25 protein-coding genes are annotated in these 23,239 nt (G+C 61.3%); 14 read left to right on the top strand and 11 right to left on the bottom strand.

What is annotated here, in order from left to right; genetic code table 11:
- Positions 1 to 6 precede the first annotated feature (6 nt).
- Complete coding sequence (locus AB4Z11_RS00785) at positions 7 to 720, bottom strand: ABC transporter ATP-binding protein (RefSeq protein ID WP_442021935.1); 714 nt, start codon at positions 718 to 720, stop codon at positions 7 to 9.
- An 86-nt stretch (positions 721 to 806) separates the two neighbouring features.
- Here AB4Z11_RS00785 and AB4Z11_RS00780 point away from each other — a divergent pair, with 86 nt between their 5' ends.
- From AB4Z11_RS00780 to AB4Z11_RS00765, 4 genes are read left to right on the top strand one after another with little or no spacing between them, the layout of a single operon-like run.
- The gene (locus tag AB4Z11_RS00780; protein ID WP_442021933.1) at positions 807 to 2,513 is read left to right on the top strand and encodes a GspE/PulE family protein; all 1,707 of its coding nucleotides are present in this window, start codon (positions 807 to 809) and stop codon (positions 2,511 to 2,513) included.
- A 1-nt stretch (position 2,514) separates the two neighbouring features.
- On the top strand, positions 2,515 to 3,744 hold the full coding sequence (locus AB4Z11_RS00775) for a type II secretion system F family protein (RefSeq protein ID WP_442021931.1): 1,230 nt from the start codon (positions 2,515 to 2,517) through the stop codon (positions 3,742 to 3,744).
- Positions 3,741 to 4,244 (top strand): hypothetical protein, encoded by a 504-nt coding sequence (locus AB4Z11_RS00770; RefSeq protein WP_442021929.1) that lies wholly within the window; start codon positions 3,741 to 3,743, stop codon positions 4,242 to 4,244. The genes AB4Z11_RS00775 and AB4Z11_RS00770 overlap by 4 nt, the downstream gene beginning before the upstream one ends.
- 33 nt (positions 4,245 to 4,277) lie before the next feature.
- Positions 4,278 to 4,745 carry a type II secretion system protein gene (locus tag AB4Z11_RS00765; RefSeq protein WP_442021927.1) on the top strand — a complete coding sequence of 156 codons (468 nt, stop codon included), beginning with the start codon at positions 4,278 to 4,280 and terminating at the stop codon, positions 4,743 to 4,745.
- A gap of 407 nt (positions 4,746 to 5,152) precedes the next feature.
- Here AB4Z11_RS00765 and AB4Z11_RS00760 read toward each other — a convergent pair whose 3' ends face one another.
- The 6 genes from AB4Z11_RS00760 to AB4Z11_RS00735 all read right to left on the bottom strand — a co-directional run bounded on the left by AB4Z11_RS00760 (position 5,153) and on the right by AB4Z11_RS00735 (position 10,346).
- On the bottom strand, positions 5,153 to 5,419 hold the full coding sequence (locus tag AB4Z11_RS00760) for a hypothetical protein (protein ID WP_442021925.1): 267 nt from the start codon (positions 5,417 to 5,419) through the stop codon (positions 5,153 to 5,155).
- 198 nt (positions 5,420 to 5,617) lie between these two features.
- The gene (locus AB4Z11_RS00755; protein ID WP_442021923.1) at positions 5,618 to 6,079 is read right to left on the bottom strand and encodes an MSHA biogenesis protein MshP; all 462 of its coding nucleotides are present in this window, start codon (positions 6,077 to 6,079) and stop codon (positions 5,618 to 5,620) included.
- Complete coding sequence (locus tag AB4Z11_RS00750; RefSeq protein WP_442021947.1) at positions 6,076 to 6,942, bottom strand: prepilin-type N-terminal cleavage/methylation domain-containing protein; 867 nt, start codon at positions 6,940 to 6,942, stop codon at positions 6,076 to 6,078. Before AB4Z11_RS00750 ends, AB4Z11_RS00755 begins: the two co-directional genes overlap by 4 nt.
- 5 nt (positions 6,943 to 6,947) lie before the next feature.
- Entirely contained in the window at positions 6,948 to 7,421 is a 474-nt protein-coding gene (locus AB4Z11_RS00745; protein WP_442021921.1) for a type IV pilus modification PilV family protein, read from the bottom strand.
- Complete coding sequence (locus tag AB4Z11_RS00740) at positions 7,411 to 7,875, bottom strand: pilus assembly FimT family protein (protein WP_442021945.1); 465 nt, start codon at positions 7,873 to 7,875, stop codon at positions 7,411 to 7,413. Before AB4Z11_RS00740 ends, AB4Z11_RS00745 begins: the two co-directional genes overlap by 11 nt.
- The gene (locus AB4Z11_RS00735; RefSeq protein ID WP_442021919.1) at positions 7,875 to 10,346 is read right to left on the bottom strand and encodes a DUF6701 domain-containing protein; all 2,472 of its coding nucleotides are present in this window, start codon (positions 10,344 to 10,346) and stop codon (positions 7,875 to 7,877) included. The genes AB4Z11_RS00740 and AB4Z11_RS00735 overlap by 1 nt, the downstream gene beginning before the upstream one ends.
- A gap of 213 nt (positions 10,347 to 10,559) precedes the next feature.
- Here AB4Z11_RS00735 and pilM point away from each other — a divergent pair, with 213 nt between their 5' ends.
- From pilM to AB4Z11_RS00700, 7 genes are read left to right on the top strand one after another with little or no spacing between them, the layout of a single operon-like run.
- Complete coding sequence (pilM, locus tag AB4Z11_RS00730; RefSeq protein ID WP_442021917.1) at positions 10,560 to 11,504, top strand: pilus assembly protein PilM; 945 nt, start codon at positions 10,560 to 10,562, stop codon at positions 11,502 to 11,504.
- The gene (locus AB4Z11_RS00725) at positions 11,501 to 12,220 is read left to right on the top strand and encodes a hypothetical protein (RefSeq protein WP_442021915.1); all 720 of its coding nucleotides are present in this window, start codon (positions 11,501 to 11,503) and stop codon (positions 12,218 to 12,220) included. Before pilM ends, AB4Z11_RS00725 begins: the two co-directional genes overlap by 4 nt.
- Positions 12,217 to 12,897, top strand: coding sequence for a hypothetical protein (locus tag AB4Z11_RS00720; RefSeq protein WP_442021913.1), 681 nt, complete (start codon positions 12,217 to 12,219; stop codon positions 12,895 to 12,897). Before AB4Z11_RS00725 ends, AB4Z11_RS00720 begins: the two co-directional genes overlap by 4 nt.
- Positions 12,894 to 13,253, top strand: coding sequence for an MSHA biogenesis protein MshK (locus AB4Z11_RS00715; protein ID WP_442021911.1), 360 nt, complete (start codon positions 12,894 to 12,896; stop codon positions 13,251 to 13,253). The genes AB4Z11_RS00720 and AB4Z11_RS00715 overlap by 4 nt, the downstream gene beginning before the upstream one ends.
- Complete coding sequence (gene mshL / locus AB4Z11_RS00710) at positions 13,250 to 15,004, top strand: pilus (MSHA type) biogenesis protein MshL (RefSeq protein WP_442021909.1); 1,755 nt, start codon at positions 13,250 to 13,252, stop codon at positions 15,002 to 15,004. The genes AB4Z11_RS00715 and mshL overlap by 4 nt, the downstream gene beginning before the upstream one ends.
- The gene (locus AB4Z11_RS00705; RefSeq protein ID WP_442021907.1) at positions 15,004 to 15,891 is read left to right on the top strand and encodes an ExeA family protein; all 888 of its coding nucleotides are present in this window, start codon (positions 15,004 to 15,006) and stop codon (positions 15,889 to 15,891) included. The genes mshL and AB4Z11_RS00705 overlap by 1 nt, the downstream gene beginning before the upstream one ends.
- A complete protein-coding gene (locus AB4Z11_RS00700) occupies positions 15,888 to 17,291 on the top strand; it encodes a tetratricopeptide repeat protein (protein ID WP_442021905.1) in 1,404 nt (467 codons plus the stop codon). The genes AB4Z11_RS00705 and AB4Z11_RS00700 overlap by 4 nt, the downstream gene beginning before the upstream one ends.
- Before the next feature lie 49 nt (positions 17,292 to 17,340).
- Here the strand turns inward: AB4Z11_RS00700 and AB4Z11_RS00695 are convergent, their stop codons facing one another.
- From AB4Z11_RS00695 to AB4Z11_RS00685, 3 genes are read right to left on the bottom strand one after another with little or no spacing between them, the layout of a single operon-like run.
- Positions 17,341 to 18,330, bottom strand: coding sequence for an HD-GYP domain-containing protein (locus tag AB4Z11_RS00695; RefSeq protein ID WP_442021903.1), 990 nt, complete (start codon positions 18,328 to 18,330; stop codon positions 17,341 to 17,343).
- A gap of 19 nt (positions 18,331 to 18,349) precedes the next feature.
- Positions 18,350 to 19,531: a pyridoxal phosphate-dependent aminotransferase gene (locus AB4Z11_RS00690; protein WP_442021901.1), complete on the bottom strand. Its 1,182-nt coding sequence runs from the start codon at positions 19,529 to 19,531 to the stop codon at positions 18,350 to 18,352.
- 57 nt (positions 19,532 to 19,588) lie between these two features.
- A complete protein-coding gene (locus tag AB4Z11_RS00685) occupies positions 19,589 to 20,026 on the bottom strand; it encodes a putative toxin-antitoxin system toxin component, PIN family (RefSeq protein ID WP_442021899.1) in 438 nt (145 codons plus the stop codon).
- A 37-nt stretch (positions 20,027 to 20,063) separates the two neighbouring features.
- Here AB4Z11_RS00685 and yaaA point away from each other — a divergent pair, with 37 nt between their 5' ends.
- Positions 20,064 to 20,834 carry a peroxide stress protein YaaA gene (gene yaaA, locus AB4Z11_RS00680; protein WP_442021897.1) on the top strand — a complete coding sequence of 257 codons (771 nt, stop codon included), beginning with the start codon at positions 20,064 to 20,066 and terminating at the stop codon, positions 20,832 to 20,834.
- A gap of 62 nt (positions 20,835 to 20,896) precedes the next feature.
- On the opposite strand, the gene AB4Z11_RS00675 is transcribed toward yaaA, so the two are convergent.
- The gene (locus tag AB4Z11_RS00675; protein WP_442021895.1) at positions 20,897 to 21,697 is read right to left on the bottom strand and encodes an outer membrane protein assembly factor BamD; all 801 of its coding nucleotides are present in this window, start codon (positions 21,695 to 21,697) and stop codon (positions 20,897 to 20,899) included.
- Positions 21,698 to 21,798: 101 nt separating this feature from the next.
- Here AB4Z11_RS00675 and AB4Z11_RS00670 point away from each other — a divergent pair, with 101 nt between their 5' ends.
- Together AB4Z11_RS00670 and AB4Z11_RS00665 are read left to right on the top strand one after the other, a co-directional pair.
- Positions 21,799 to 22,863, top strand: coding sequence for an RluA family pseudouridine synthase (locus tag AB4Z11_RS00670; RefSeq protein ID WP_442021893.1), 1,065 nt, complete (start codon positions 21,799 to 21,801; stop codon positions 22,861 to 22,863).
- Positions 22,847 to 23,239 (top strand): polyphenol oxidase family protein (locus AB4Z11_RS00665; protein ID WP_442021891.1); only part of this gene is annotated, 393 nt, incomplete at its 3' end. The genes AB4Z11_RS00670 and AB4Z11_RS00665, both read left to right, overlap by 17 nt.

Genomic DNA, 23,239 nt, shown 5'->3' with positions numbered 1-23,239 from the left:
GGCGGTTTAGTTGACGGCAGTGAGGAAGGCGGCTTCCAGCGACTCGGCGTTGTATTGCGCCTTGCACGCGGCAGGTGAGCCGGTGAAAGCGAGCCGGCCGTCGTGCAGGATGGCCATGTGGTCGCACAGCTCGTCGATGTCGGCGAGCGCATGCGAGGTCAGAAAAACTGTGGCGCCTTCGCTACGCAGCAGCTGCAAGTGCGCTTTCAGGCGCGCGCGGGCGCGGGGATCGAGGCCGCTGGTCGGCTCGTCCAGCACGTACAGGTCTTTGCGGATGAGGAAGGTGGCGGCGAGGCCCAGCTTCTGCGTCGTCCCCTTGGAATAATGGCGCACGGTGCGGTTCAAGGCTGACTCCTCCAGGTCCATGGCCTGCAGCATGTGTTCTGCCGCCGAGCGGTCGTAAGGCAGGCCTTGCAATTTGACCACGTAACGCAGAAATTCGTCGCCCGTCAGGTGTGCGGGCGGGATGAAGCGTTCGGGCAGAAAGGCCAAAGGCTGGCGCGATGCGGGCTGCAAGTGGCTGGCGCCGAAAATCTCGATCGTTCCGCCATCGAGGGCGCAGAAGTCGAGCAGGCATTTGAGCACGGTGGTTTTGCCGGCGCCGTTGACGCCCACCAGTCCGAACAGGGCGCCCGGCGGCACGTCGAGGTCGAACGCGGACAGCACGCTGCGGCGCGCGTGCTGCTTACTTACGTTGTGGAAGCGAAGCGCCTGACTCATTGTTGTCGGATAATAACTACTTTTACTGGCCGCGCGCGCACCGTTGGCATTACAATGGCCCCGGACTTCTTGATAGGGCGAACGGTATGACGAGACCGGAAAAGGTCAGGCTTGGTGAGATTCTGGTGCAGCAAAAACTGCTGTCCGAAGAACAGCTTGGCCTGGCGCTGACCGAACAGAAACGCAGTGGCCGCAAGCTGGGCCGCCTGTTTGTCGAACATGGCTACGTGACCGAGGAGCAGATCTCCGGCGCGCTGGCGCGGCAGCTCAACATCCCCTACATCAATCTCAAGTTCTATCACGTCAATTCGGAACTGGTGCGCAAGCTGCCGGAAACCCAGGCGCGCCGGTTCCGCGCGCTGGTGCTGGAGGAACGGCCCAATGCACTGCTGATTGGCCTGTCCGATCCGACCGACCTGTTTGCCTACGACGAGATCGCCAAGCTGGTCAAACAGAATATCGAGCTGGCCGTCGTCAACGAGACGGAAGTGCTGGCGGCGATCGACCGCATCTACCGCCGCACGGAAGACATCAGCGATCTGGCGCGCGAGCTGGAACAGGAGATGGGCGATGCCTCCGTCGACTTTGGCGCGCTGGCCGCGGCCAGTCCCGGTCTGGAAGAAGCGCCCGTCGTCAAGCTGCTGCAATCGGTGTTTGATGATGCGGCCCAGGTGCGCGCCTCCGACATTCACATCGAGCCGCAGGAAAACCGGCTGCAGATCCGGTTCCGCATCGACGGCGTGCTGCATCGCCAGACCGAGGCCGATATCAAGATCGCGCCGGCACTGGCGCTGCGTTTGAAGCTGATGTCCGATCTCGATATTTCGGAAAAACGCTTGCCGCAGGATGGCCGCTTCGCCGTGCGCGTGAAAAATGCCCGCATCGATGTGCGTATTTCGACCATGCCGACGCAGTACGGCGAATCGATCGTGATGCGTCTGCTGAATCAGAGCGGCGCCACGCTGCGGCTGGACGCGATCGGCATGCCCAAGCCGCTGCTGGATAAATTCCGCGCCATCGTTGCGCGTCCCAATGGCCTGGTGCTGGTAACCGGGCCGACCGGCTCCGGCAAAACCACCACGCTGTACTGCGCTTTGTCCGAACTGAATTCGGACGAGAAAAAACTGATCACCGTCGAAGACCYGGTCGAATACCGTCTGCCCGGCATCAACCAGGTGCAGGTCAATGAAAAGATTGAGCTGGACTTCGCGCGCGTGCTGCGTTCCGCGCTGCGTCAGGACCCGGATATTGTGCTGGTCGGCGAGATGCGCGACCAGGAAACCGCGTCGATCGGTCTGCGTGCTGCCATGACCGGCCACCTTGTGCTCTCGACCCTGCACACCAACGATGCCGCCAGCACGCCGCTGCGCCTGATGGACATGGGTGTGCCGCGTTATATGGTGGGCAGCTCCTTGCAGGCCGTGCTGGCGCAGCGTCTGGTGCGCGTGATTTGCGAAAGCTGCACCACGCCGTACACGCCGTCGCCATCCGAACACGAATGGCTGCGTCTTGAGTTGAACGACAAGGTCGATATGGCGCGCTACTTCCACGGCAAGGGCTGCTCGCATTGCAACGGCATGGGCTATCGCGGCCGAACCGGCGTGTATGAGCTGCTGGAGATGACACAGTCGGTGGTCGATGCGGCCAATAATCCCGACCCTGGCGTCTTCCTGAAAGCCGCCCAGCAGCAGATGGGCGGCCAGACCTTGCGCCGCCACGCGGTGCAGCTGGTAATTCAGGGACGTACCACGATTGCCGAAGCCATGCGCATCAGTAACCAGCTAGAGGACTAATTTGCCCTTCTTCGCCTACAAAGGCCGCAACGCTCGCGGCGAATTGATGCAAGGCGTGCTGGAAGCCGCCGACAGCGGCGCCGTCGCCGACCAGTTGTTCAGCACTGGCGTTACGCCAGTCGAGATCACGGTCACGCGCAAGGCCGCACCAAGCAACGAAGATTCGCTGTGGGAGCGCCTGACCGAGAAGAAGGTCACGCCGATGGACGTGCAGCTATTCAGCCGCCAGATGTACACCCTGCTTAAATCGGGCGTGCCGATCATGCGCGGCCTGGCGGGCTTGCAGGAGTCGGCCATCAGCAAATCGTTCGGCCGCGTCATCAAGGACCTGCGCGAGTCGCTGGACTCGGGCCGCGAGTTGTCGGCTGCGATGCGGCGGCACCCGAAAGTGTTCACGCCGTTTTATTTGTCGATGGTGCGGGTTGGCGAGATGACGGGCCGGCTGGAAGAGGTTTTTTTGCGCCTGTTCGATCACATGGAGTTCGACCGCGATATGCGCGACCGTGTGAAATCAGCGCTGCGCTACCCGAGCTTTGTGGTGATTGCGATGATCGCAGCCATCGTCATCGTGAATATTTTTGTGATTCCGGCTTTCGCCAAAGTGTTTCAGAGTTTCGGCGCAGAGCTGCCATTCATGACGCGACTGCTGCTGGCGAGTTCCGGCTTCATGGTGGATTACTGGCCGCTGCTGCTCGGCGTCCTGCTGATGGGGGTGTTCGGCTTCCGCGCCTGGGTCAATACCTCGGCCGGCCGCTATAGCTGGGACAAGTTCAAGCTACGCATTCCAATCGCCGGCAAGATTGTGCTCAAAGCGACGATGGCGCGCTTCGCCCGCAGTTTCGCCTTGTCGAGCCGCAGCGGGGTACCGATTGTGCAGGCGCTGACTGTGGTTGGCCAGACGGTCGATAACGCTTATCTGACCGCCCGCGTCGAGCAGATGCGCGACGGCGTGGAGCGCGGCGAATCGATCCTGCGCACGGCCGCTGCCGCCAATGTGTTCACGCCCATCGTGCTGCAGATGATCGCTGTCGGCGAGGAGTCCGGTTCGCTGGACGAATTGATGGAAGAGATCGCGCAGATGTACGAGCGCGAAGTGGAATATGAGCTGAAGACGCTGTCGTCGCAGATCGAGCCGATCCTGATTACCTTCCTCGGTGTGATGGTGCTGATTCTCGCGTTGGGCATCTTCCTTCCAATTTGGGATCTTGGGAAGGCGGCGTTGCACCGATGAGCTTACGTGCTGTCGCCTCGCCGCAACAGCTTAAGCAGTGTGGCGCGAGCAGGCTGGAATTTGTTATTGTCGCCAGTGTCGTCGCCATTCTGATAACGGTTCTGCTCAGCCGTATCGTGTACTACCAGGCGGCGGCTGAGCGGGTGGCGGTCGACGGGATGATAGGTGCCCTGCGTACGGCGCTGGCCGCACGCACTGGGGAATTGCTGCTGCAGCACAGGGAAAACGAGGTCGCGGCGCTGGCCGGACAGAATCCAATCCTGCTGCTGCGGGCGCCTCCGCCGAACTATGGGGGCGAGGTGGACGGTGGATTGGACAAGGCCGAGCTTGGCCGCTGGTATTTCGACCGGCAGACGCAAAGTCTGGTTTATTTGTTAAATATGGGAAAAATTTTTGGAGCTACGGAAAGAAAGCGCCTGATTTTCAAGGTAAAATCCGATCCAATTCCCGATGGGCAGCAGGCGAGGACAAGCGGTGTGTCCTTGGTGCAGTTAGATTGAAGCCGCACACTTTGTTAAATGGAGAATCAAAGCATGAGCAAGTACGCTGTGCCTCAAAAGCAAGCCGGCTTTACCCTGATCGAACTGATCGTCGTAATGGTGATCCTCGGCATCCTCGCCGCCACGGCACTGCCACGCTTCGCCAACCTCGGCGGTGACGCCCGCGTTGCCAGCCTCAACGCCGCCAAAGGTTCGTTGCAAGCGACGGCTGCGATGGCGCACGGACGCTTCCTGGCAGCTGGGACTAATCCCCCCACGATCGATGCCGAAGGTATCACTGTGAATATTACGAACGGATACCCTTCCGGCGATACCAGTACGGCGGATGCTGCAGGCTTGAACTCGACGGATTACTCGCGAGCAGGGACCGGTGGTGTGTTGACGATCAAGCCTGCAAATGTGCCTACGTCGAAAGCGGCTACATGCTTGTTTACCTACACGCAAGCTGCTTCTGGCGGCATTCCAACCTACTCGGCATTGCCGACTGGCGATCAATGCTGATCGAGTAGACGTCGCATGAAAGCCAGCCTTGCGAGGCTGGCTTTTTTATTGGTGGGTGTAGTATCTATTTCAGAGCCCAGTCTAAATTACTCTAGATAGCGAAGAATCAGTCTAAAAGAGACTGAAATCCGGGCCCCTGCGCCTCAAACAGTCTAAAAATCGAGGCCGCCAATCTAAATTGGTCGCTTTTGAGGGGGACGAAAGTCTAAACCGGTCCCTCTTTTCGTTCTCAGTCGCAACTTATAGACTGGAAGAGTTTCTTCTGCAATCGGCCGCCCGCGTCCAATGCTCTTCGCCAGGAAAGCGAAGCCAGATAAAGCGCCATGCATTTCGTCCCGTCGCGTGCTGGTTTGCGAACACCGATGGCGTCAACGGATGCCCGTCCGCAGACAGGATGTGGTCGCCAACTACTTTCGCAAATTCAACGGTGTCGCGATAGCTTGTGCGAAGGTTCGTGCCTTCAGGAAGAAAGACATTTTTCCATTGAAAACCGCGAATGGGCTGACCATAAGGCGTAGCTCGGTTCGTTCCTTGTCAAGCTTCAACCAGCGTTTCAGCAGCTCTGTGAGAAATGCTTCAAGGGTAAGGTCTGGCCTTGTCTCCATTAGATGGAATTCCAGATCCAGGAGATCGGCTGCCGGCAGGTGAACGGGGCGCGTGGCAATGTTGTCCATGATCCAATCCTTCGAAATGAGTCTAAAGATTGGATCGCGGTAATGAAAGATAGTTCCGTTTAGACTTCTGCTGCCAAATTCGCGACCGAATTAGATTTCAGCCCCGAGTTTGCGGACTCTTTTAGACTTGCACCCTCGGATTCTGGACGCTGTTAGACGCGCTGCGCGCTGTTTAGACCGAATTAGGCCAAGCCTGAATTAACAGGGTACACCCTGGCTAAGGGTGCAAACGGAGATGACGCGGCTGCGCTCCGTGTAATCCGGCGAAGTGACTTGATTGCTGGGGCAAGCCGCGGCGTTACAGGCGGTGGCCGTGATTTGATAAACGTTGACAGTCCGCGCCACACCGGGCGCAGACTCTCCTTCGTTAAACGTCCGAACCTGGCACTGTATATTGACTGTGAACCCGTTCAGTGCTGTCAGCGTCGATAAAGCCTGACAGTTATTGGGCGCCGCGGTTTGTATGGCCTGATACGCTCCCCATTCGGTACCGGCCCTGGCGGCCTGCCATGCACGTGCCGAGAGATAGTCCTGATTGAGCGTGGTCTGCTGCGTCGTGCCAAGCCTAACAGCGGCTGTTGCCAGCGCTGCCAGCACGACACAGACAACGATTGCGGCGATATACGCGAAGCCTCCTTGGCGGTGCGGAGTTTTTGTCATGGCACGTTATCCACGTGGGCGCCGTAGTAAAGGGAGACGGATTCCCCATGGTCGGTCAATTGCAGTGTGATTTCGACATAGCCGTTTTGCGCGGTCACGCCAGCCGACGGGTTATAGTTGAAATTGCAGGTCTGAACATGCGTTGCTAGAATTGGGGCGCTGCCAGCGGCCGGGCAGGTCCCCGGAGAATTGAATCCATAATTCGCGACGCGGAACAGTGTGCCGGTGCCAGTGCCGCTTGCATCGATGCCTGCGTTTAAGCAGACAAATGAGACGGCTTGCTGCGCCTGAGGCACTACGACATACCGCCCCCCATCGTAACCAACTGGGAACTGGGCCGGCGGCGAGGACGAAAACGTCAGTCGCAACGTGCCGACGTTGGCAGCAGGCGCAGTTTGCACTCCAGCGATGCGATAACGGGTGATTCCCGCGTACACATCTTCAGTCGCCTGGTTACCGATCACCACCCAGTCGCCAACGGTCGGCTGGGTCATGATGGGAGTCATTACGTCGAAGCCATTGGTGGGTAGGTTCGTGTCCAGTGCCATGCTGGGGTTGCCGGGACTGGCGGTATCCCACACGGTGTCCGGAGCCATGCGGACACGGCCACCGCTCGATGTAGGAATCATTTCAATGCACCGAGAACTAATCTCGCGCACGGAATTGGGCACCGAAACGCGAATATCGCGGACCATTCGCCGCATGGCGCCATCCGCAAGGTCCGTCATCGCGGCACGCTGACCGGCGGACAAATAGTTTTGCATTGCAGGCTTGAAGAACACCATCAGAATGCCAGCGAGTGCGCCGACGATCACCATGACGATGATCAGTTCAACCAATGTAAATCCGCGCTGTCTGTTCATCATCATCAATAGTCGACGCGCCAACCCTGCAGCGAATAGTTATCGGTGCCATGCGTAACGGTGACGGTAATGCGGCTGGCCCGCCCGGCAGGCACGCCCGTAAGCGGACCGCCGGCAGCTTCATTGGCTACCGTGACCGACACGCGGTAGCCAGCGAGCATGGCGATAGGATTGCCGCTAGTGTCGCAGACGGGACGCGGCGCGTTGTAATTGTTATAGTCCCAGGTCCCCTGGAATTGGTCGCGTGCGCAGGTGTTCGCGCCAATCGTGACAGTTGCGGCGCTCGTGTACGGCTGCAGTTGCACTTCCTCCAGCATGCCTTCCGCGATCGCGATCATCTGCTTTTTGATCATGGGGTCGGCGGTCGTCACCGCCAGCTTGGAGAGCGCACCCAGCACGCCAGCGAGTCCCACGCCAATAATTGCCATGGCGATGACCAGTTCCACCAGTGTCATGCCACGCTGGCGCCTATTCGACATGGCCGGTCACTCCATCAATGCGGATATTCTGCTCACCCGCAATCGAAATAATCGCTGCGGCTAGTGGCGTAGCGCCATTCGCATCCGAAGTGATGCGGCCGTCGGATTGGAAGAAGATGTTGCCAAGCGCGCCGCTCGCTACAGCCTGGCTATCGCTGGTTGAGTAAGAGGAACCGTCCGGGCTTGGCAAATTGGATGCGCAGGCGTTGCCAGGCAAGGGTGCAATCATTAGCGTGACCGACTGCGCAGAAACGTTGGCACAGACCAGCCGCCGATGGCTGACGGCGCTCTTCTGGGCGTAACGCAGGGCGCTGACGACTTGCTGGCGCCAGGCAGTGCCCGCCATGACATTGCTGCCGAGGATACGCGGCATTGCTACAGCGGTCAGAAGCCCGATCAGCACCATGACCACAATCAGTTCGACAATGGTGTAGCCGCGCGCGCTCTGTGCCATCAATAGACCTCTCGCACGTGGATAACGGACTTCTGTGCCGGGGTGTAGATACCGAACGTGGCACGCGCATAAGGATCGCTTAGCACACAGGTGCTGTAGGTTGAGCGCAGCCAGGTGCGCACATTGCCCACAGTTGCAGGGTGTGTGGCCAGGCAGGAATTGTCGGCTGCCGTTGTGCCGAGATTGATCGCGAAGTCAATATAACCAGTGCCGACGGTGGGCGCGCTAAGTGGGATTTCCGCTTTGCCGCCGGAGAGTACGATTGTAGGGCCAGTAATCGTGCTGCCCGAAAAAGAAGGGGAGGAAGTCGAACTCGTGAAGCTAAGCGCCACCGAGCTGGGTTTAATTTGAGTCGCGGGAGCGCCGGTGTCGTTTACGTTGAGAATCCAGGCCTGTCCGGTCCAGTATTCCGCCTGCACGGGAATTTTCAGCGCTTGCCTTGCGCTACCGAATACATTGCTGACGCGCAGTCGACCGCTGCGAACGTGCGCGATGCCTTCGATTCCGCTTTGCGACGAAGCGTTTGCATCGTTGGCGCGGATCGTCACTGCAGTGGGTGCGGTCTTGATGTTGGTGAATGTATAGCTGGCATTTGCCGTCGCCACACCGCCAGCGAAGTCTTTCGCGAGAATGGGGCTTGGCAGCAAGGAGCCAGGCGCTGGTGTCGGATTGAGGAGGGCGGTCAGCGTTACATCCTTCGCAAAACTGCTCCCTGAGTTGGCAAGGTAGTAGTTTTGGGTAGTCGCGTCATGGCCATTTTTCGCTGCCACCAGAAGCACCATTGGCTGACCTGAATAGGTAAAGGCCGTGGTGGGATCGGTCGATGGATTGGCAGGATAGGCATCGGTGACCGTTGTGCTGAAATGGTGCGGCACGAATGGGCCGATTGGGCTGGCGCAGCCGGCACTGTTGTTGACGGTTCCCGTCACGCTCAGGGCTGAGCCAAGGTAATTTGTGTGGTCTGCCTTGACGATGATTTTGCCGACCTCAGTCCATTCAGTGGTCGTGACGAACGCTACGCCGCTATTCATCGACACGGCATTGTTTGGTGTTCCGGTACTGAGCGTGCCGTCCTGCGGGGTTTCACCGTGGGTGCCGTTGGCAGACGGTTCGCAGCGCGTGCGTGAAAGAATGGCTGTCGCAGGTGTACTTTCCTTGCCGAAGTTGAGCGTGGTGGCGCCGCTGTTGTTGCGCGCAATGATTTGCAGGGCGAATGGTGATCCGGCCACGTAGATGTTCGATACGGCGGCATTCACTGCGAAGTCTTTCGGCGCGACGATGAATTGATCGCTGCCTTGCATATCCAGGGCGCCGGCAACGTAGTGCGCGTCCAGGCCAATCTGGCCGGCGTCCGGATATCGCACCTGCAGCGGTGCGACGCCGTTGGTGTCGAAACTAAGGTTAATTGGGCTAGGCGTGCCGTTGCATGCCATGGTCGCGGTAGAGCTGCCGGTCAGTGTCAGAGACTTGGTGCCGGTGCCGGGATTGACATACTGGCAGGACAGTGGAACTGCTTTGGCGCCGGTAAATGCGGGAACGCAAGCACTTGAGGCGTCGTCCTTCCTGGCTGCCTTGACGGTGCCGGAGGCGGTGGTGTCGGAGATATGGTCCGGCACATCGATGAAGAAGCCTGAGTCGGCAAAGGTCAGCGTGCAGCTTTGCGTTGCACCGACCCAGCATGTGGTCGCGTTGGACGGCGTTGGCGTCATGCCGGCCGCGGATAACGTTGTCGCTGTAGCGCTAGTGACGGGCAGCGTAATGGTGGCAGTGCTGACGCCTGCCGGAATATTGAAGGCCGTGCTGGCAAGTACGCTGCCGCCGCTTGAGGCGCGTACTGTGCCGCTGATGCCTGCGGTACTGGCGGTGCAGCCGTTGTTGTCCGCGGCGCTGCAGGCGCGCACGGTAATCGTGGCAGGCGAGCAGGTGAGGGCAGTGCCAGCATGCTCGATGCGCAGGTGGTGAATGCCGCTCGGCACAGCGCTGCAGGTGTAATTCGTGGCAGCGGCGCGGCATGTGCCGATGATGTCGCTGTCCTTGCCCATGTCCAGATAGCCGCCGACAACCACATCGCCGTAGACAGTGGAGTCCTTGGCCATGGTCATATTGCCACCGGTCGTGATGTCACCGTTAACTGTCGCGTCCTTGTCGAAGCTGATGCTGCCACCGACGGTGAGATCGGCGGTAAGGGTGGTTTCCTTCTTGAAGTTGGCCGAGCCGCCGATATACAGGGTCAGCGAGTGGCCATTATTGCTCGTCGAAAGGGATTTGTCGGCTGTGAGATTGCCGTCGATGTTCAGGGTGACATCGCTGGTCAGCTGGATGATGGAATCCTTGTCCAGACCGATCGAGCCATGACAGCTATAGCTGTTGCCGCTGCCTGTGCAATTGAACGGCGCGCTGGTCAGGTCGGCCGGTAGAGTATAGGTGTCGGCTTGCGCCATGCCGGCGGCAGCGCACAACAGGGCGGCCACAAAAGCCCTTGCCCTGGATGGCGCTGACGGTAGCAATGGTCGAGTCATGGCCGAATCAGACCATGCGCCCTGAGAATGTGTCAAGGCCGTAACAAGAAAGCGATATTTTTTCACCAGCACACGTAAATTTACTCAAAAGACAAGGTGAACTTGAATATAATCAAGCCATTACGACGGATACCTCCCGTAACATTTTCTCTTTAGACTGGTGGAATGCGCTTTTTCTCGAAAGCAAGAAAAAAGAATGGCAAACTCGTCTTCACCTTTCTCGCAGACGGCATCTGCGCAGCAAGCGTGGAGCGCCGGGCCGACGCCAAACCAGTTGTTCAAATTGCCACGTTTCAGCCCCTAACGCCGAGCTTCTCGCCGGACGCGCTGGATAAGCTCGCGCGCGAGTTGCGCGCCGCCGGCTATCAGTGCCTGACGCTGCTCGGCGCCGGCGAATATCAGCTGCTGACGGTGGAGGCGCCCAATGTGGCGCCCGATGAGCTGAAGACCGCGGTACGCTGGCGGCTCAAGGATATGCTGGATTTCCACATCGACGACGCCACCATCGACGTGTTCGACATGCCGGTTGAAAAAGGCACGGCGCCGCGCGCGCATTCGATGTTTGCCGTGGCCGCACGCAACTCGCTGATCCAGTCGCGCCAGGCGCTGTTCGATGAGGCCAAGGTGGAGCTGAGCGTGATCGACATCCCCGAAATGGCGCAACGCAATATCTCGGCCTTGCTGGAGACGCCGGGACGCGGCCTGGCCATGCTGACCTTCGGCCCGCAGGGCGGCCTGCTGACGGTGAGTTACCACGGCGAGCTGTACCTGGCGCGTCAGATCGACGTTACGCTGGAGCAGTTGAACGATTCCGATTCCACGCGCCGCCACGGCTACTTCGACCGCATCGCGCTGGAGCTGCAACGCTCGCTCGATCACTTTGACCGCCAGTTCCACTTCATCAGCGTGTCGCGCTTGGTGCTGGCGCCGACCGGTTCCAGCGGCTTGCAGGATTTCCTGGCGCAGAACATCTACGTGCCGGTGGAAGCGATGTCGCTGAGCGAGATATTCGACTTCTCGGAAGCGCCACAGCTACAGGATATCGGCGAGCAGATCCGCTATCTGCTGACGCTGGGCGCGGCCCTGCGGCATGAGGAGACGGTGCCGTGAGCCAGCAGATCAATCTGTTCAATCCCATCTTCCTGCGCCAGAAGAAGATTTTCACCAGCGGGCAGATGGTGCAGACGCTGGGCTTGATCCTGACCGGCGCGCTGGCGCTGGCCGCCTTCGGCCATTACCGCACGGCGCAATTGGAAGACGAAGTGGCCGCTAGCAAAGCCGCGCTGACCGCCAGCGAAGGCCGCCTGGCGCATGCGCGCGCCGAGTTCGTGCCGCGCAAGAAAAGCGAGCAGGTGGCCGAGGAGCTGGCGTCCGCGCAGGCCGATCTGGCGGCGATGCGCGAAGCGCAGAACATCCTGCAGCGCGGCAGCTTGGGCAATACCCAAGGTTATGCCGAATATTTCCGCGCCTTTGCGCGGCAGAACGTGCACGGCCTGTGGCTGACCGGCATTGCGATAAGCGGCGCCGGAACGGATATCTCCGTGCAAGGCAGGGCGATGCAGGCGACGCTGGTGCCAGGCTATATCGCGCGCTTGACGCAGGAACCGGTCATGCACGGGAAGACGTTTGGCAGCTTGCAGATGGGACGGCCGGAGGCGATGGCTGCCATGACTGGTGCGCCTGGCGCGGCCGTGCAGCCGTCGGCGCAGGGTGTGGCCGCGGCGACGGCGACATCCGGGCCGGGCGGCGCCAGTGGCAGCGCGCCCGCCGCCGCGCCTTTCGTTGAATTCAGCCTGCAATCGCAGCCTGCGGAGGCGTCCAAATGAAGCCGTGGTGGGACAAGATCAGCGGCCGCGTTGACGCGCTGACGCTGCGTGAGCGTGTCATGATCTTCGCCGCCATGCTTGCCGTGCTGCTGTACATAATCTACAACGCAGCTCTGGCGCYTGTCTTCGCGCGCCAGCAGTCGCTGCGCATGCAGCTCAATCAGCAGCACAATCAGGCCCTGGCGAACGACGCGGAAGTGACTGCCGTGGTGGCGGCCTTTACGGTGGACCCGGATGCGGCTGCTCGCCAGCAGCTTGAAAGCCTGGGCACCCAGCGCATGGCATTGCGCGAGTCGCTGGTGTCGGTCAAGAATGGCCTGGTGGCGCCGGAGAAGATGGTTGGCCTGCTGGAGCAGATGCTGCGCTCGAATGGCAAGCTGAAACTGATTTCGCTGCGCACCTTGCCAACTGAAGGCTTGAGCGAAAAATCCGACAAACCTGCCACACCGGCCGACAAGAATGCGCCAAAACGACGCGAGCTGCTGTACCGTCACGGTGTGGAGGTGACTGTGCAAGGCAGCTATCTCGATATGGTGGATTACATGGCGGCGCTGGAGAAACTGCAGTCGCAGCTGTTCTGGGGCCAGGCCAGGCTGGACGCTCTGGCTTACCCGAACGTGACGCTGACGCTCAAGCTCTACACCCTGAGCCCGGACGAGAAGTGGATGAAGCTATGAGCCTGCGTCTGCCGACATTGCTGTTCGCCGCGCTGCCGTTGCTGGCATCGGCCCAGGGCCTGACCGACCCGACGCGTCCGCCGCCGGAAGCGATGCTGCCGCAGGCCGGCAATGCCGCGCCTGCGGTGCCGGCAGGCCCGCAGCTGCAATCGGTCCTGGTCGGCAAAGGTTACCAGGGCAGGGAAGTGGCCGTGATCGATGGCGAGATCCTGCGCCGCGGCGACAAGTTCCACGGCGCGGTGCTGGAAGAAGTCAAAGCAAACGAAGTGATTCTGCGCCGGGGCAAGCAGGTCGAGGTGCTGCACCTGTTCCCGATGGCAGCGAGCGGCCAAAAAACGAAATCAGAGAATAAATGATGCGAAACCTCTTCAAACTGGCTGCAGTGGCGGGACTAATGACCGTGGGGGCATGCTCCACCACGCCGCCGCGCGGCGCCTACGACAAGATCACGGAGCAGATGGCGCAAGCCACCAAGGCCGCGCCGCAAGCCCAGCCCGACGCGGTCGCAAACGCGCTGGTGCCGCCGGTGAGCGATCTGGCGAGCCAGCTGCCGAAAGCCCGCGTGGTCCTCGAAGAGCGGTTCAATGTCTCCTTCAACAATGTGCCGGCACGCCAGTTTTTCAATTCGCTGGTGACGGGCACGCGCTACAACATGCTGGTGCATCCGGACGTGGATGGCACCATCACCGCCAATCTGCGCGACGTAACCTTGTTCGAAGCGCTGGATGCGGTGCGCGAGCTGTATGGCTATGACTACAAGGTCGAAGGGACCAAGATCTATATTCGTCCGCTGACGATCCAGACCCGCATGTTCCAGGTGAACTATCTGACCTCGAAGCGCCAGGGCATGTCGAATGTGCGCGTGAATTCGACCACCGTGGCGGACGTCAACAACACCAACGGCCAGAACGGCCAGCAAACCGGCACCCCCGCGCCGCAGAATAACAATAACAGCGGCAGCAATAACAATGCGCGCATCGATGCCACCAATGTGCTGACCACCTCGGACAGCGATTTCTGGCGCGAGCTGAAGATGGCGCTGGAGGCCATCGTCGGCAGCAAGGAAGGCGGCCGCAGTGTGATTATTTCGCCGCAGTCGGGCGTGATCCTGGTGCGCGCCATGCCGGACGAGCTGCGCGCAGTGGACCGCTATTTAAAGGCGACCCAGTTGTCCGTTGAGCGCCAGGTAATCCTGGAAGCGAAGATCATCGAAGTTGAGTTGAACAGCGGCTTCCAGAGCGGCATCAACTGGTCGGTGTTCACGCAGAACCCGAACAGCAAGCTGTCGGGCGGCATTCTGTCGCCGGGCACTTCGCTGAATCCGCTGGTGCGCGGCAGCACCGGTGTGCCGCCGGCGATTTCGACGGGCGGCACCAAAGGTATCTCGGCCAACAGCGGTTCGTCGCTGAGCAGCGGCGCGGAAGCTGTCGGTTCGCTGTTCGGACTGGCCTTCCAGACCAGTAATTTCGCGGCGCTGATTTCCATGCTCGAATCGCAGGGCACGGTGCACGTGCTGTCCAGCCCTCGCGTGGCCACGCTGAATAACCAGAAGGCCGTGCTGAAGATCGGTACCGATGAATTCTTCGTGACCGGCGTGAGCACGACCACCAGCACCAATGCGGTGGGCAATGGCACAGTGTCGCCGAACGTGACGCTGCAGCCGTTCTTCTCCGGCGTGGTGCTGGATGTGACGCCGCAGATCGACGATCACGGCAACGTCATCCTGCACGTGCATCCATCCGTCAGCCAGGTCGAGACGGTCAACAAGAGCATCAATCTGGGCAGCGTGGGCAACCTGAATCTGCCGCTGGCATCGTCCACCACGTCCGAGATGGACAGCATGGTGCGCGGCCAGGACGGCAAGGTGGTCGCCATCGGTGGCCTGATGCGCCAGGCGACGACCTCGGACCGCACCGGCTTGCCCGGCACGAGCAGCCTGCCGATTGTCGGCGCCCTGTTCGGCAACAAGCAGGAAGCCGTGCAGAAGCGCGAGCTGGTGGTGCTGATCAAGCCGACCATCGTCGACAGCGACGCCGGCTGGAACGAGGACTTGCAGGATACCGAACGCCGCATCAAGGCGCTGGATCCTGCGCGTGGAGGCCGCTGATGTACGAAGCGCACTTCGGGCTGGGTGAGGCACCGTTCGGCATTACGCCGGACACCAGCTATTTCTTCACCAGCGCACAGTCGCAGGAGGCGTTGAATACGCTGCTGGTGGCGATGCGCTCGGGCGAGGGCTTCATCAAGATTACCGGCGAAGTCGGCACCGGCAAGACGCTGTTGTGCCGCAAATTCCTGGCCACGCTGGGCGAGAACTTTGTTACGGCGTATATCCCGAATCCTTATCTGGAGCCGCGCACGCTGATGCTGGCGCTGGCCGATGAACTGGAGCTGACGCTGCCACGCGACGTGGACCAGCATCAGATGATGAAGTCGATCACTTTCCGCCTGATGGAGCTGGCGGCGCAGGGCAAGCAAGTGGTGCTGTGCCTGGACGAGGCGCAGGCGATTCCTCTGGAAAGCCTGGAAGCCTTGCGCCTGCTGACAAATCTGGAAACCGAGAAACGCAAGCTGCTGCAGATCGTGCTGTTTGGCCAGCCTGAGTTGAACAAGCATCTGGCGACCGAGTCGATCCGCCAGCTGGCGCAGCGCATTACCTTCCACTATCACATGGGGGCTTTGTCGCGCGATGATCTGGAGTTTTATCTGGCGCATCGCCTGCGCGTGGCGGGCTTCGCGGGTGCTCGCCTGTTTTCGCGCAGCGCGGTCGCGCGCTTGTACGCGGCCAGCGGCGGCATTCCGCGCCTCGTGAATATTCTGGCGCATAAGGCGATGCTGCTGGCGTATGGCGAAGGCAAACATCAGGTGGATCGCCGCCATGTCGGTTTGGCCGTCAAAGACACGGCAGCTAGCCAGGGATGGTGGTGGCCGTGGATGGCCGGTGCGGCGGGCCTGATCGCTGTCGCCAGCGTAGCCTGGGCGTTCATCAAATGAGCCTGATCAACAAGATGCTGCAGGATCTGGACGCCCGCGGTGGCGGCGCCCAGGGAACTGGCGCGCCGGTCGAAGTGCGTCCCGTCTCGCAGCCGGACCGCTGGCCACGCACCGGCATGGCCGCTGGCGCGGGCGTGCTGGTCGTCGTGCTGGCAGGGGCGGGCTATGCGGGATGGCAGTACCTGCGCAAACCGTCATCAGCGCCCGCCGCGCAAACAGTGACCGTGCCGCCGCGCGCCGCGGCTGCCGCGCCGGCAAGCAAGGTCGCACAGGTCGCTCAAGCCACGGCCGTTGGTGCGGCGCTCAGCGATGAGCAGGCAATGCAATCCCTGGCCCGTGCGCGCCAGCTGGCTGCCGACAAAGCGGCTCGCGATGCACAGGCGCACGACGCGGCGAGCACGGAGCGAACCGTGCCCGCAGCAGACGCAGGCCGCGCGGACGTGGCCTCGCGCGCGCCACAGGAGCTGGCTGCTAAGCCACGCCGCACGGCCGGCAGCGCCACCGCAGCAGCGGCGACGGCGTTCGGGCACGAAGGCGCCGGCCACGGCAGTGCCGGCGGAGCGGCACCTGGAGCAGCGATGGCGGCGTCCGGGCATGACGCGGGCGGTTACGCCAGTGCCGGCAAAGCAGCGTCCGGCCACGAGACGGGCGGTTACGCCGGTACTGGCAAAGCGGCGTCCGGGGTTGCGGGCGATGYGCGTGTACATGGAGGTGCTGCGTCGAAGGCGGATAGGCATGTTGCTGCGGCCGATCGCAAGGCGCGTGGCTCCGCCGCGGGCGGCGTCGGTGCCGCTGGTGCTGGCGGGGCCGCTGAGGAGTATGCTGTCGGCTCGCAGCAGCGGGCGGAGAATGAATATCGGCGCGCACTGGGCGCGCTGCAGGATGGCCGTGTGAGCGAGGCGGTGGCGGGGCTGGAGCAGGCGGTGTATCTGTATCCGCGCCACGACGCTGCGCGCCAGACGCTGGTTGGCTTGCTGGTCGAGCGCAAGCAGTATGCCGACGCGATCCGGCATTTGCAATTTGCGATCAGCCTCGATCCGCGTCAATCCAATATGACCATGCTGCTGGCAAGGCTTCAAAGCGAGCAGGGTGGACCGGCGATCGAAACGCTGCAGCGCGGCCTCCAGTATGCGTCCGGCAACGCAGAGTACCGCGCATTGCTGGCGGGGATGCTGCAGCGTACGCAGCGCAATCATGAAGCGGTCGAGCAATATCAGGCTGCGCTGAAGCTGCAGCCATCAAACGGGGTGTGGTGGATGGGGCTGGGGATTTCGCTGCAGGCCGACAAGCGCGCGGCCGAGGCGCACGATGCGTTTGTACATGCCCGCGATTCAGGCAGGTTGACCCCGGAGTTGCAAGCCTTCGTTGAGCGCAAGCTTCAGCAGCCGGCGGGTCAATGACCCGCCCTACGGAGCGCCGCAGCGTAGGGCGGATCATTGATCCGCCGATTTACAGCGCCGCCTGGGCGCCCCAGATCTGCTTCATGCTGAAGCGCAGTTCCGCATCATCCTCGCTGAGCACAGCCTCGATCRCACAGTCGGGCTGATTGGTGTGGCGGTGCAGGGCGATTGGAATYGTCTTGCCTGAGCTGTCGCGCAGGCAGCGCACTTCGATCACGCCCTGCGCCGACTCGCGCTGCGTCACCACGCCCGTTTCGCCATTGGCCAGCCGCACCAGGCAGCCCGGCGGATATTTGCCCAGCTGGCGGCGGAACTGTTCCRCCAGCACCGGATCGGACATGTGCGCGGTATCCGCCAGCACTTTGTCCATGGCCTCGTCCGGCGGCAACGAGCAGCGGTAATTGCGCGCCGAGACCTGCGCGCAGTAGCGGTCGGCGAGGCTGATCAGGCGGGCATTCTGCGTGATCTGCTCGCGCGACTTGCCTTCCGGGTAGCCGGTGCCGTCGTCATTCTCATGGTGCAGCAGCACCGCCGAGATCCATTCGTCATCTTCCACGCCCGCGTATTTCAGCAGCTCCGCGCTTTCGGCAGGATGGCGCCGCACCAGCGCCATTTCATCATCGTCAAGGCAGCCCATCTTGCACTGGAAATTATCCTGCTGGCGGATCATGCCCACGTTCATGGTCAGCGCCGCCGCCGTCAGCGACAGCACTTCGCTGGGCGTGCGGGCCAGACCGCGCGCGACCAGCACCACCACCACCGCCGTTTCAATGCAGTGGCGCACCGCATAGGAACCGGCGATCTGGTTCAGGAAAACGCTGGCGAGCGCGATGTCCGGATTCACCTCGACGGCGCGTCCGACTTCGCGCGCGATATTGCGCAGGTCCGCATCCGCATTGTGTTCGTTGCGCAGGTCGGTCAGCAGCTTTTCCAGGCGCTTATTGGCCAGGTTCAGTTCATGCAGCACCGACACCGGCGGGTACAGGTGCCGCGTATCGTCGATTGAGAGATCGTGCAGACTGCTCAGGTGCTGGTTCATGATCGTCCCCTGCATTTTTCTAAATGCGCGCCAGCCGCTCCAGGGCCAGCGCCAGTGTTTCGTCTTTCTTCGCAAAGCAGAAGCGTACGATGCCCGATTCGCGCGCCTCGCGATAGAAGGCCGAGACTGGAATCGCCGCCACCTTGATTTCGGTGGTCAGCCACTCCGCGAAATCCGCTTCCGTCATTGAAGAAATGCCGTCGTAGCGCACGCACTGGAAGTAGGTGCCATCGGCAGGCAGCAGTTCGAAGCGGCTGTTTTTCAGCCCATCGCGGAACAGGTCGCGCTTGCGCTGATAAAAATCGGGCAGTTCGCGGTACGGCGATGGGTCGGCCATATAAGCCGCGATCCCGTGCTGCATCGGCGTGTTGACCGAAAAGACGTTGTACTGGTGGACCTTGCGGAATTCCGCCATCAGCGGCGCGGGCGCCGCAACATAGCCGATTTTCCAGCCTGTCACGTGGTACGTCTTGCCGAAGCTGGACACCACAAAGCTGCGCGCCGCCAGTTCGGGATAGCGGCACATCGACTCATGGCGATGGCCGTCGTAGACCATGTGTTCGTACACTTCATCCGACAGGATCAGGATCTCGGTGCCGCGCACGATGTCGCACAGCGAGAGCATATCCGCCGCGCGCAGCACGCTGCCGGTCGGATTGTGCGGCGTATTGAGGATGATCATGCGCGTGCGCGGCGATACTGCGGCGCCGACGCGGTCCCAGGGAATGCTGAAGCCACCATGCGGCGCTACTTCCATCTGCACCGGCACCACCACGCCGCCGGCCAGTTCGATGGCCGGCATATAGCTGTCGTAGGCCGGTTCGATCACGATCACTTCGTCGCCGGGATGCACGGCGCACAGGATGGCCGTGGTCAGGCCTTCGGTGGCGCCCGGGGTGACGGTGATTTCGCTGTCCACGTCATAGCTGTGGCCATAAGTGGCAGCGATCTTCTCGACGATGGCTTTGCGCAGCACCGGCGCGCCAATGCCCATCGGGTACTGGTTGAAGCCTTCGCGCATGGCCGCGGAGACCATGTCGACCAGCTTGGGATCGCAGGCAAAATCAGGGAAGCCCTGGCCGAGGTTGACGGCGCCGTGCTGCACGGCCAGCGAGGACATGCGGCTGAAAACGGTGGTGCCAACGGCGGGCAGGCGGGTGGCCAGATGCGGCGTGTACGGAGGGACGTGACGGTTGTTCATTACACCATTCTAGCGCAGCCGCCCGCGCCGTGTGTTGCCGCAAAAGGACGAATTCCCTTAAGCCTCCAGGCTCCATTTTTCCGGCTGCATGACCTTGAACATGCCGGCCTTGGCCAGGCGCTTGGCCAGCTTGAGCAGGGCCTTGTCCTTGGTGATGAGAATGTCCGCATTGGCGTCGCGCGCCAGTTCCAGGAACTTCTGGTCATCCTTATCGGTGCAGACCGGCAGGCGCGCGCCGGATTCGGGCGGCGCCACCACCTTGATCAGCTTATCGAACCGTTCGGCGCTGAGCGGACGGGTTTCGTCGGTCAGCGGCAGATGCTTGTAGTGCAGGACGAAGAGGTATTCGTTGCGGCAGTCGGCGCGGGTGATCGCTTCGACCGTGCCGTTTTCGATCGCTTCCAGCAGCGCGGCCCAGCGCGGGTCCTGGAAAACGAATAAATCGAGGCAAACATTGGTGTCGATGACGATGCGTTTTGCTGGAGCGGTTATCATGTCGGCTATTTTGTTTTGATGTATTTGTTGGAATCTTATGCTGATAGTGCTTTCGCCTGCAAAAAGTCTTGACCTGGAAACCCCGCCGACCACCAAGCTTCACACCCAGCCTGCATTTCTCGATCATTCAGCCCAGCTGATCGACCACCTGCGCGAGTTTACGCCGGCGCAGCTGGGCGAGCTGATGGAGCTGTCCGATGCGCTGTCGACGCTGAACGTGGCGCGCTATGCCTCGTGGACCAGGGACACCGCCGAAGCGCGCCAGGCGGTCATGACCTTCAATGGCGACGTTTATGACGGCCTGGATGCGCGCTCGATGACCGGCAAGCAGCTCGATTACACCCAGTCGCGTATCCGCATCCTGTCCGGCCTGTACGGCATGCTGAAGCCGTTGGACCTGATTCATCCGCACCGCCTGGAAATGGGTACCCGCCTGAAGACTGCGCGCGGCAAGAGCTTGTACGAGTTCTGGGGCGACACCATCACGGATGCGCTGAACCGCTCGGCCGAAGAGCAGGGCGCTGAGGTGCTGGTGAACCTGGCGTCGGAAGAGTATTTCAAGTCGGTCAAGCCGAAGAAGCTGGCTGTTCCCGTCATTACGGCGAACTTCGAGGACTGGAAGAACGGCAAGTACAAAGTCATTTCCTTCTTCGCCAAACGTGCACGCGGCATGATGGCGCGCTACGCGGCAGTGAAGGGCATCACCGATCCGCAGAAGCTGAAGAAGTTTGAGGTGGACGGCTATGCGTTCGAGCCTGCGGTCTCGGACGAGCGCAACTGGGTGTTCCGCCGCCGATTGGCGGCTTAAGCCCGAACTTCGGGTCAGACCCAAAGGGTCAGACCCTTGGGTCCGACCCGGCTCTTAGGGTTTTAACCCCAGAACTTCCACCACGGACGCTCGCCCTTGACCGGGCCTTCCAGTAACTTGCTCTCAGGGAAGTTTTTCTTGAGCACGCGCAGGGCATCGTCGCGCAGCGTCTCGTTGCCCATCTTGTCGTAGCCGCGCACCATGATCGCCAGCGCTTCCTCGATAGCCGGGGAATCGCTGAAATCGGTCACCACGCCCTGGGCGCGGTTCACGGCCGCCAGGTAGGCGCCGCGGCGGTAGTAATAACGCGCCACATAGATTTCATACTTGGCCATCGCGTTGATCAGGTACTTCATGCGGTCGATGGAGTCCGGCGCGTACTGGCTGTCCGGGAACTTCTGGACCAGTTCCTTGAACGCGGCGAAGGACTCGCGGGTCGCTTTCGGGTCGCGCTCGGCAGGGTCCTGCTCGTAAATGAAGTTCAGCACGCCCAGCTGGTCGTTGAAGTTGACCAGGCCGCGCAGGTAGTACATATAGTCGACGTTCGGGTGATTCGGGTGCAGTTTGATGAAACGTTCCACTGCGGCCAGGGCCTGAGCCTGATCCTGCGACTTATAGTAGGCGTAGGCGATTTCCATCTGCGCCTGTTGCGCATAGGTGCCAAACGGGTAGCTGGACTCCAGGCGTTCGAACAGCTGAATAGCGCGCTCGTAGTGGCCGCCCTCCAATTCGTCCTTGGCCTCCGAGTATAATTTCGTTGCGGACCAGCCTTTGGTCTCGTCGACTTTGTCTGGTAACAAACCACAAGCCGACAAACTAAGCAGTACAACGGTTGCTGCAACTACCGAAAATTTTTTTTGCATGTTGATGTGCAAGGAAACGTTTAAACAAAAACTACAATTGGCTGATTATAGCCTATGGGAATGCTGTGATATTGAATCGTGAGCCTAATTCGGCAGAACAATTGTCCGACGAAGAATTTGATGCCGAGTTTGACGGTGACCTGTTGCCCGGTGAAGCGGGCGACCCGCTGGCCCCGATCGAACTGGAACTGACGTCGGAAGTCTGCGGTGAACGCCTGGACAAGGTGGTGGCCCGTCTGGTGCCCCAGTTCTCGCGTGGCCGTCTGCAACAATGGATCGAAGAGGGCCATGTTACGGTGGACGGCAAGCCAGCCAAGGTGCGCGCCACAGTGTATGGCGACGAGAAAGTGGTCGTCAACCCGCAGCCGGCGCCGGAGGATGTGGCCTTCGAGCCGGAGCCGATGGAACTGAACATCGTCTTCGAGGACGATTACCTGATCGTGGTCAACAAGCCGGCCGGGCTGGTGGTGCATCCGGGCGCGGGCAACTGGTCCGGCACGCTGCTGAACGGCCTGCTGCACCACGCACCGCAGCTGAGCGGCGTGCCGCGCGCGGGCATCGTGCACCGCCTGGACAAGGATACTTCCGGCCTGATGGTGGTCGGCAAGGACCTGGCCACCCAGACCGACCTGGTGCGCCAGCTGCAAGCCCGTACCGTGAAGCGTGAATACTGGTGCCTGGTGTGGGGTACGCCTCATCTGTCCGGCACGATTGACGCCTCGATGGGCCGCCATCCGCGTGAGCGCGTTAAGATGGCTGTATCCACCAGCATGGGCTCCAAGCCGGCGATTACCCATTACAAGCGCCTGGCGGAAGGTTCGCTGGACCGTCGTCCGGTCAGCCTGGTTCAGTGCCGCCTGGAAACTGGCCGCACCCACCAGATCCGCGTCCACATGGCGCACCTGGGCTTCCCGCTGATCGGCGATTATGTGTACGGCAAGCCGCACCTGACCAATGTGTTCCCGCGCCAGGCACTGCAGGCGCGCCGCCTGGGGCTGATTCATCCGCATACCGGCGAGCCGATGGAATGGATGGTCGAGCTGGCGGATGACTTCAAGGAATTGCTGGCCCGCGCGAATATCGAGGAACCGGACGAGAACGCCGGCCAGGACGACGAACACGACGACTACGATTACGAAGACGACGATTTTGACGACGAAGAGTGATGCTTCTCCCTGGCTGGTCCCCGACTGGCCGGATGCCCCGGCCAATATCGGCTTCCTCTGCACCACCCGGCGTGGCGGCGTCAGCCCCGCGCCATACGGGGACGGGCAGGGCGGCCGCGGCCTGAACCTCGGCGTTCACGTCGGGGATGCGCCGGAAAACGTGGCGCGCAACCGGGCGCTGCTGCGCGCCGAGCTGCCGGCCGAACCGGTGTGGCTATCCCAGGTGCATGGCACCATCGTGGTGGACGCCGCCACGGCAGCTGATGCGGAAGCCGGCGTGCCGACTGCCGACGCCAGCATTGCCCGCCAGCCGGGCGTGATCTGCGCCATTCAGACTGCCGACTGTCTTCCGGTGCTGTTTGCCGATCTCGAAGGC

Source organism: Pseudoduganella sp. RAF53_2 (assembly GCF_052113985.1).
Taxonomy (GTDB): Bacteria; Pseudomonadota; Gammaproteobacteria; order Burkholderiales; family Burkholderiaceae_D; genus Rugamonas.
Note: the sequence above shows the minus strand (reverse complement) of the source record. Positions and strands in the feature narration are given on the sequence as shown.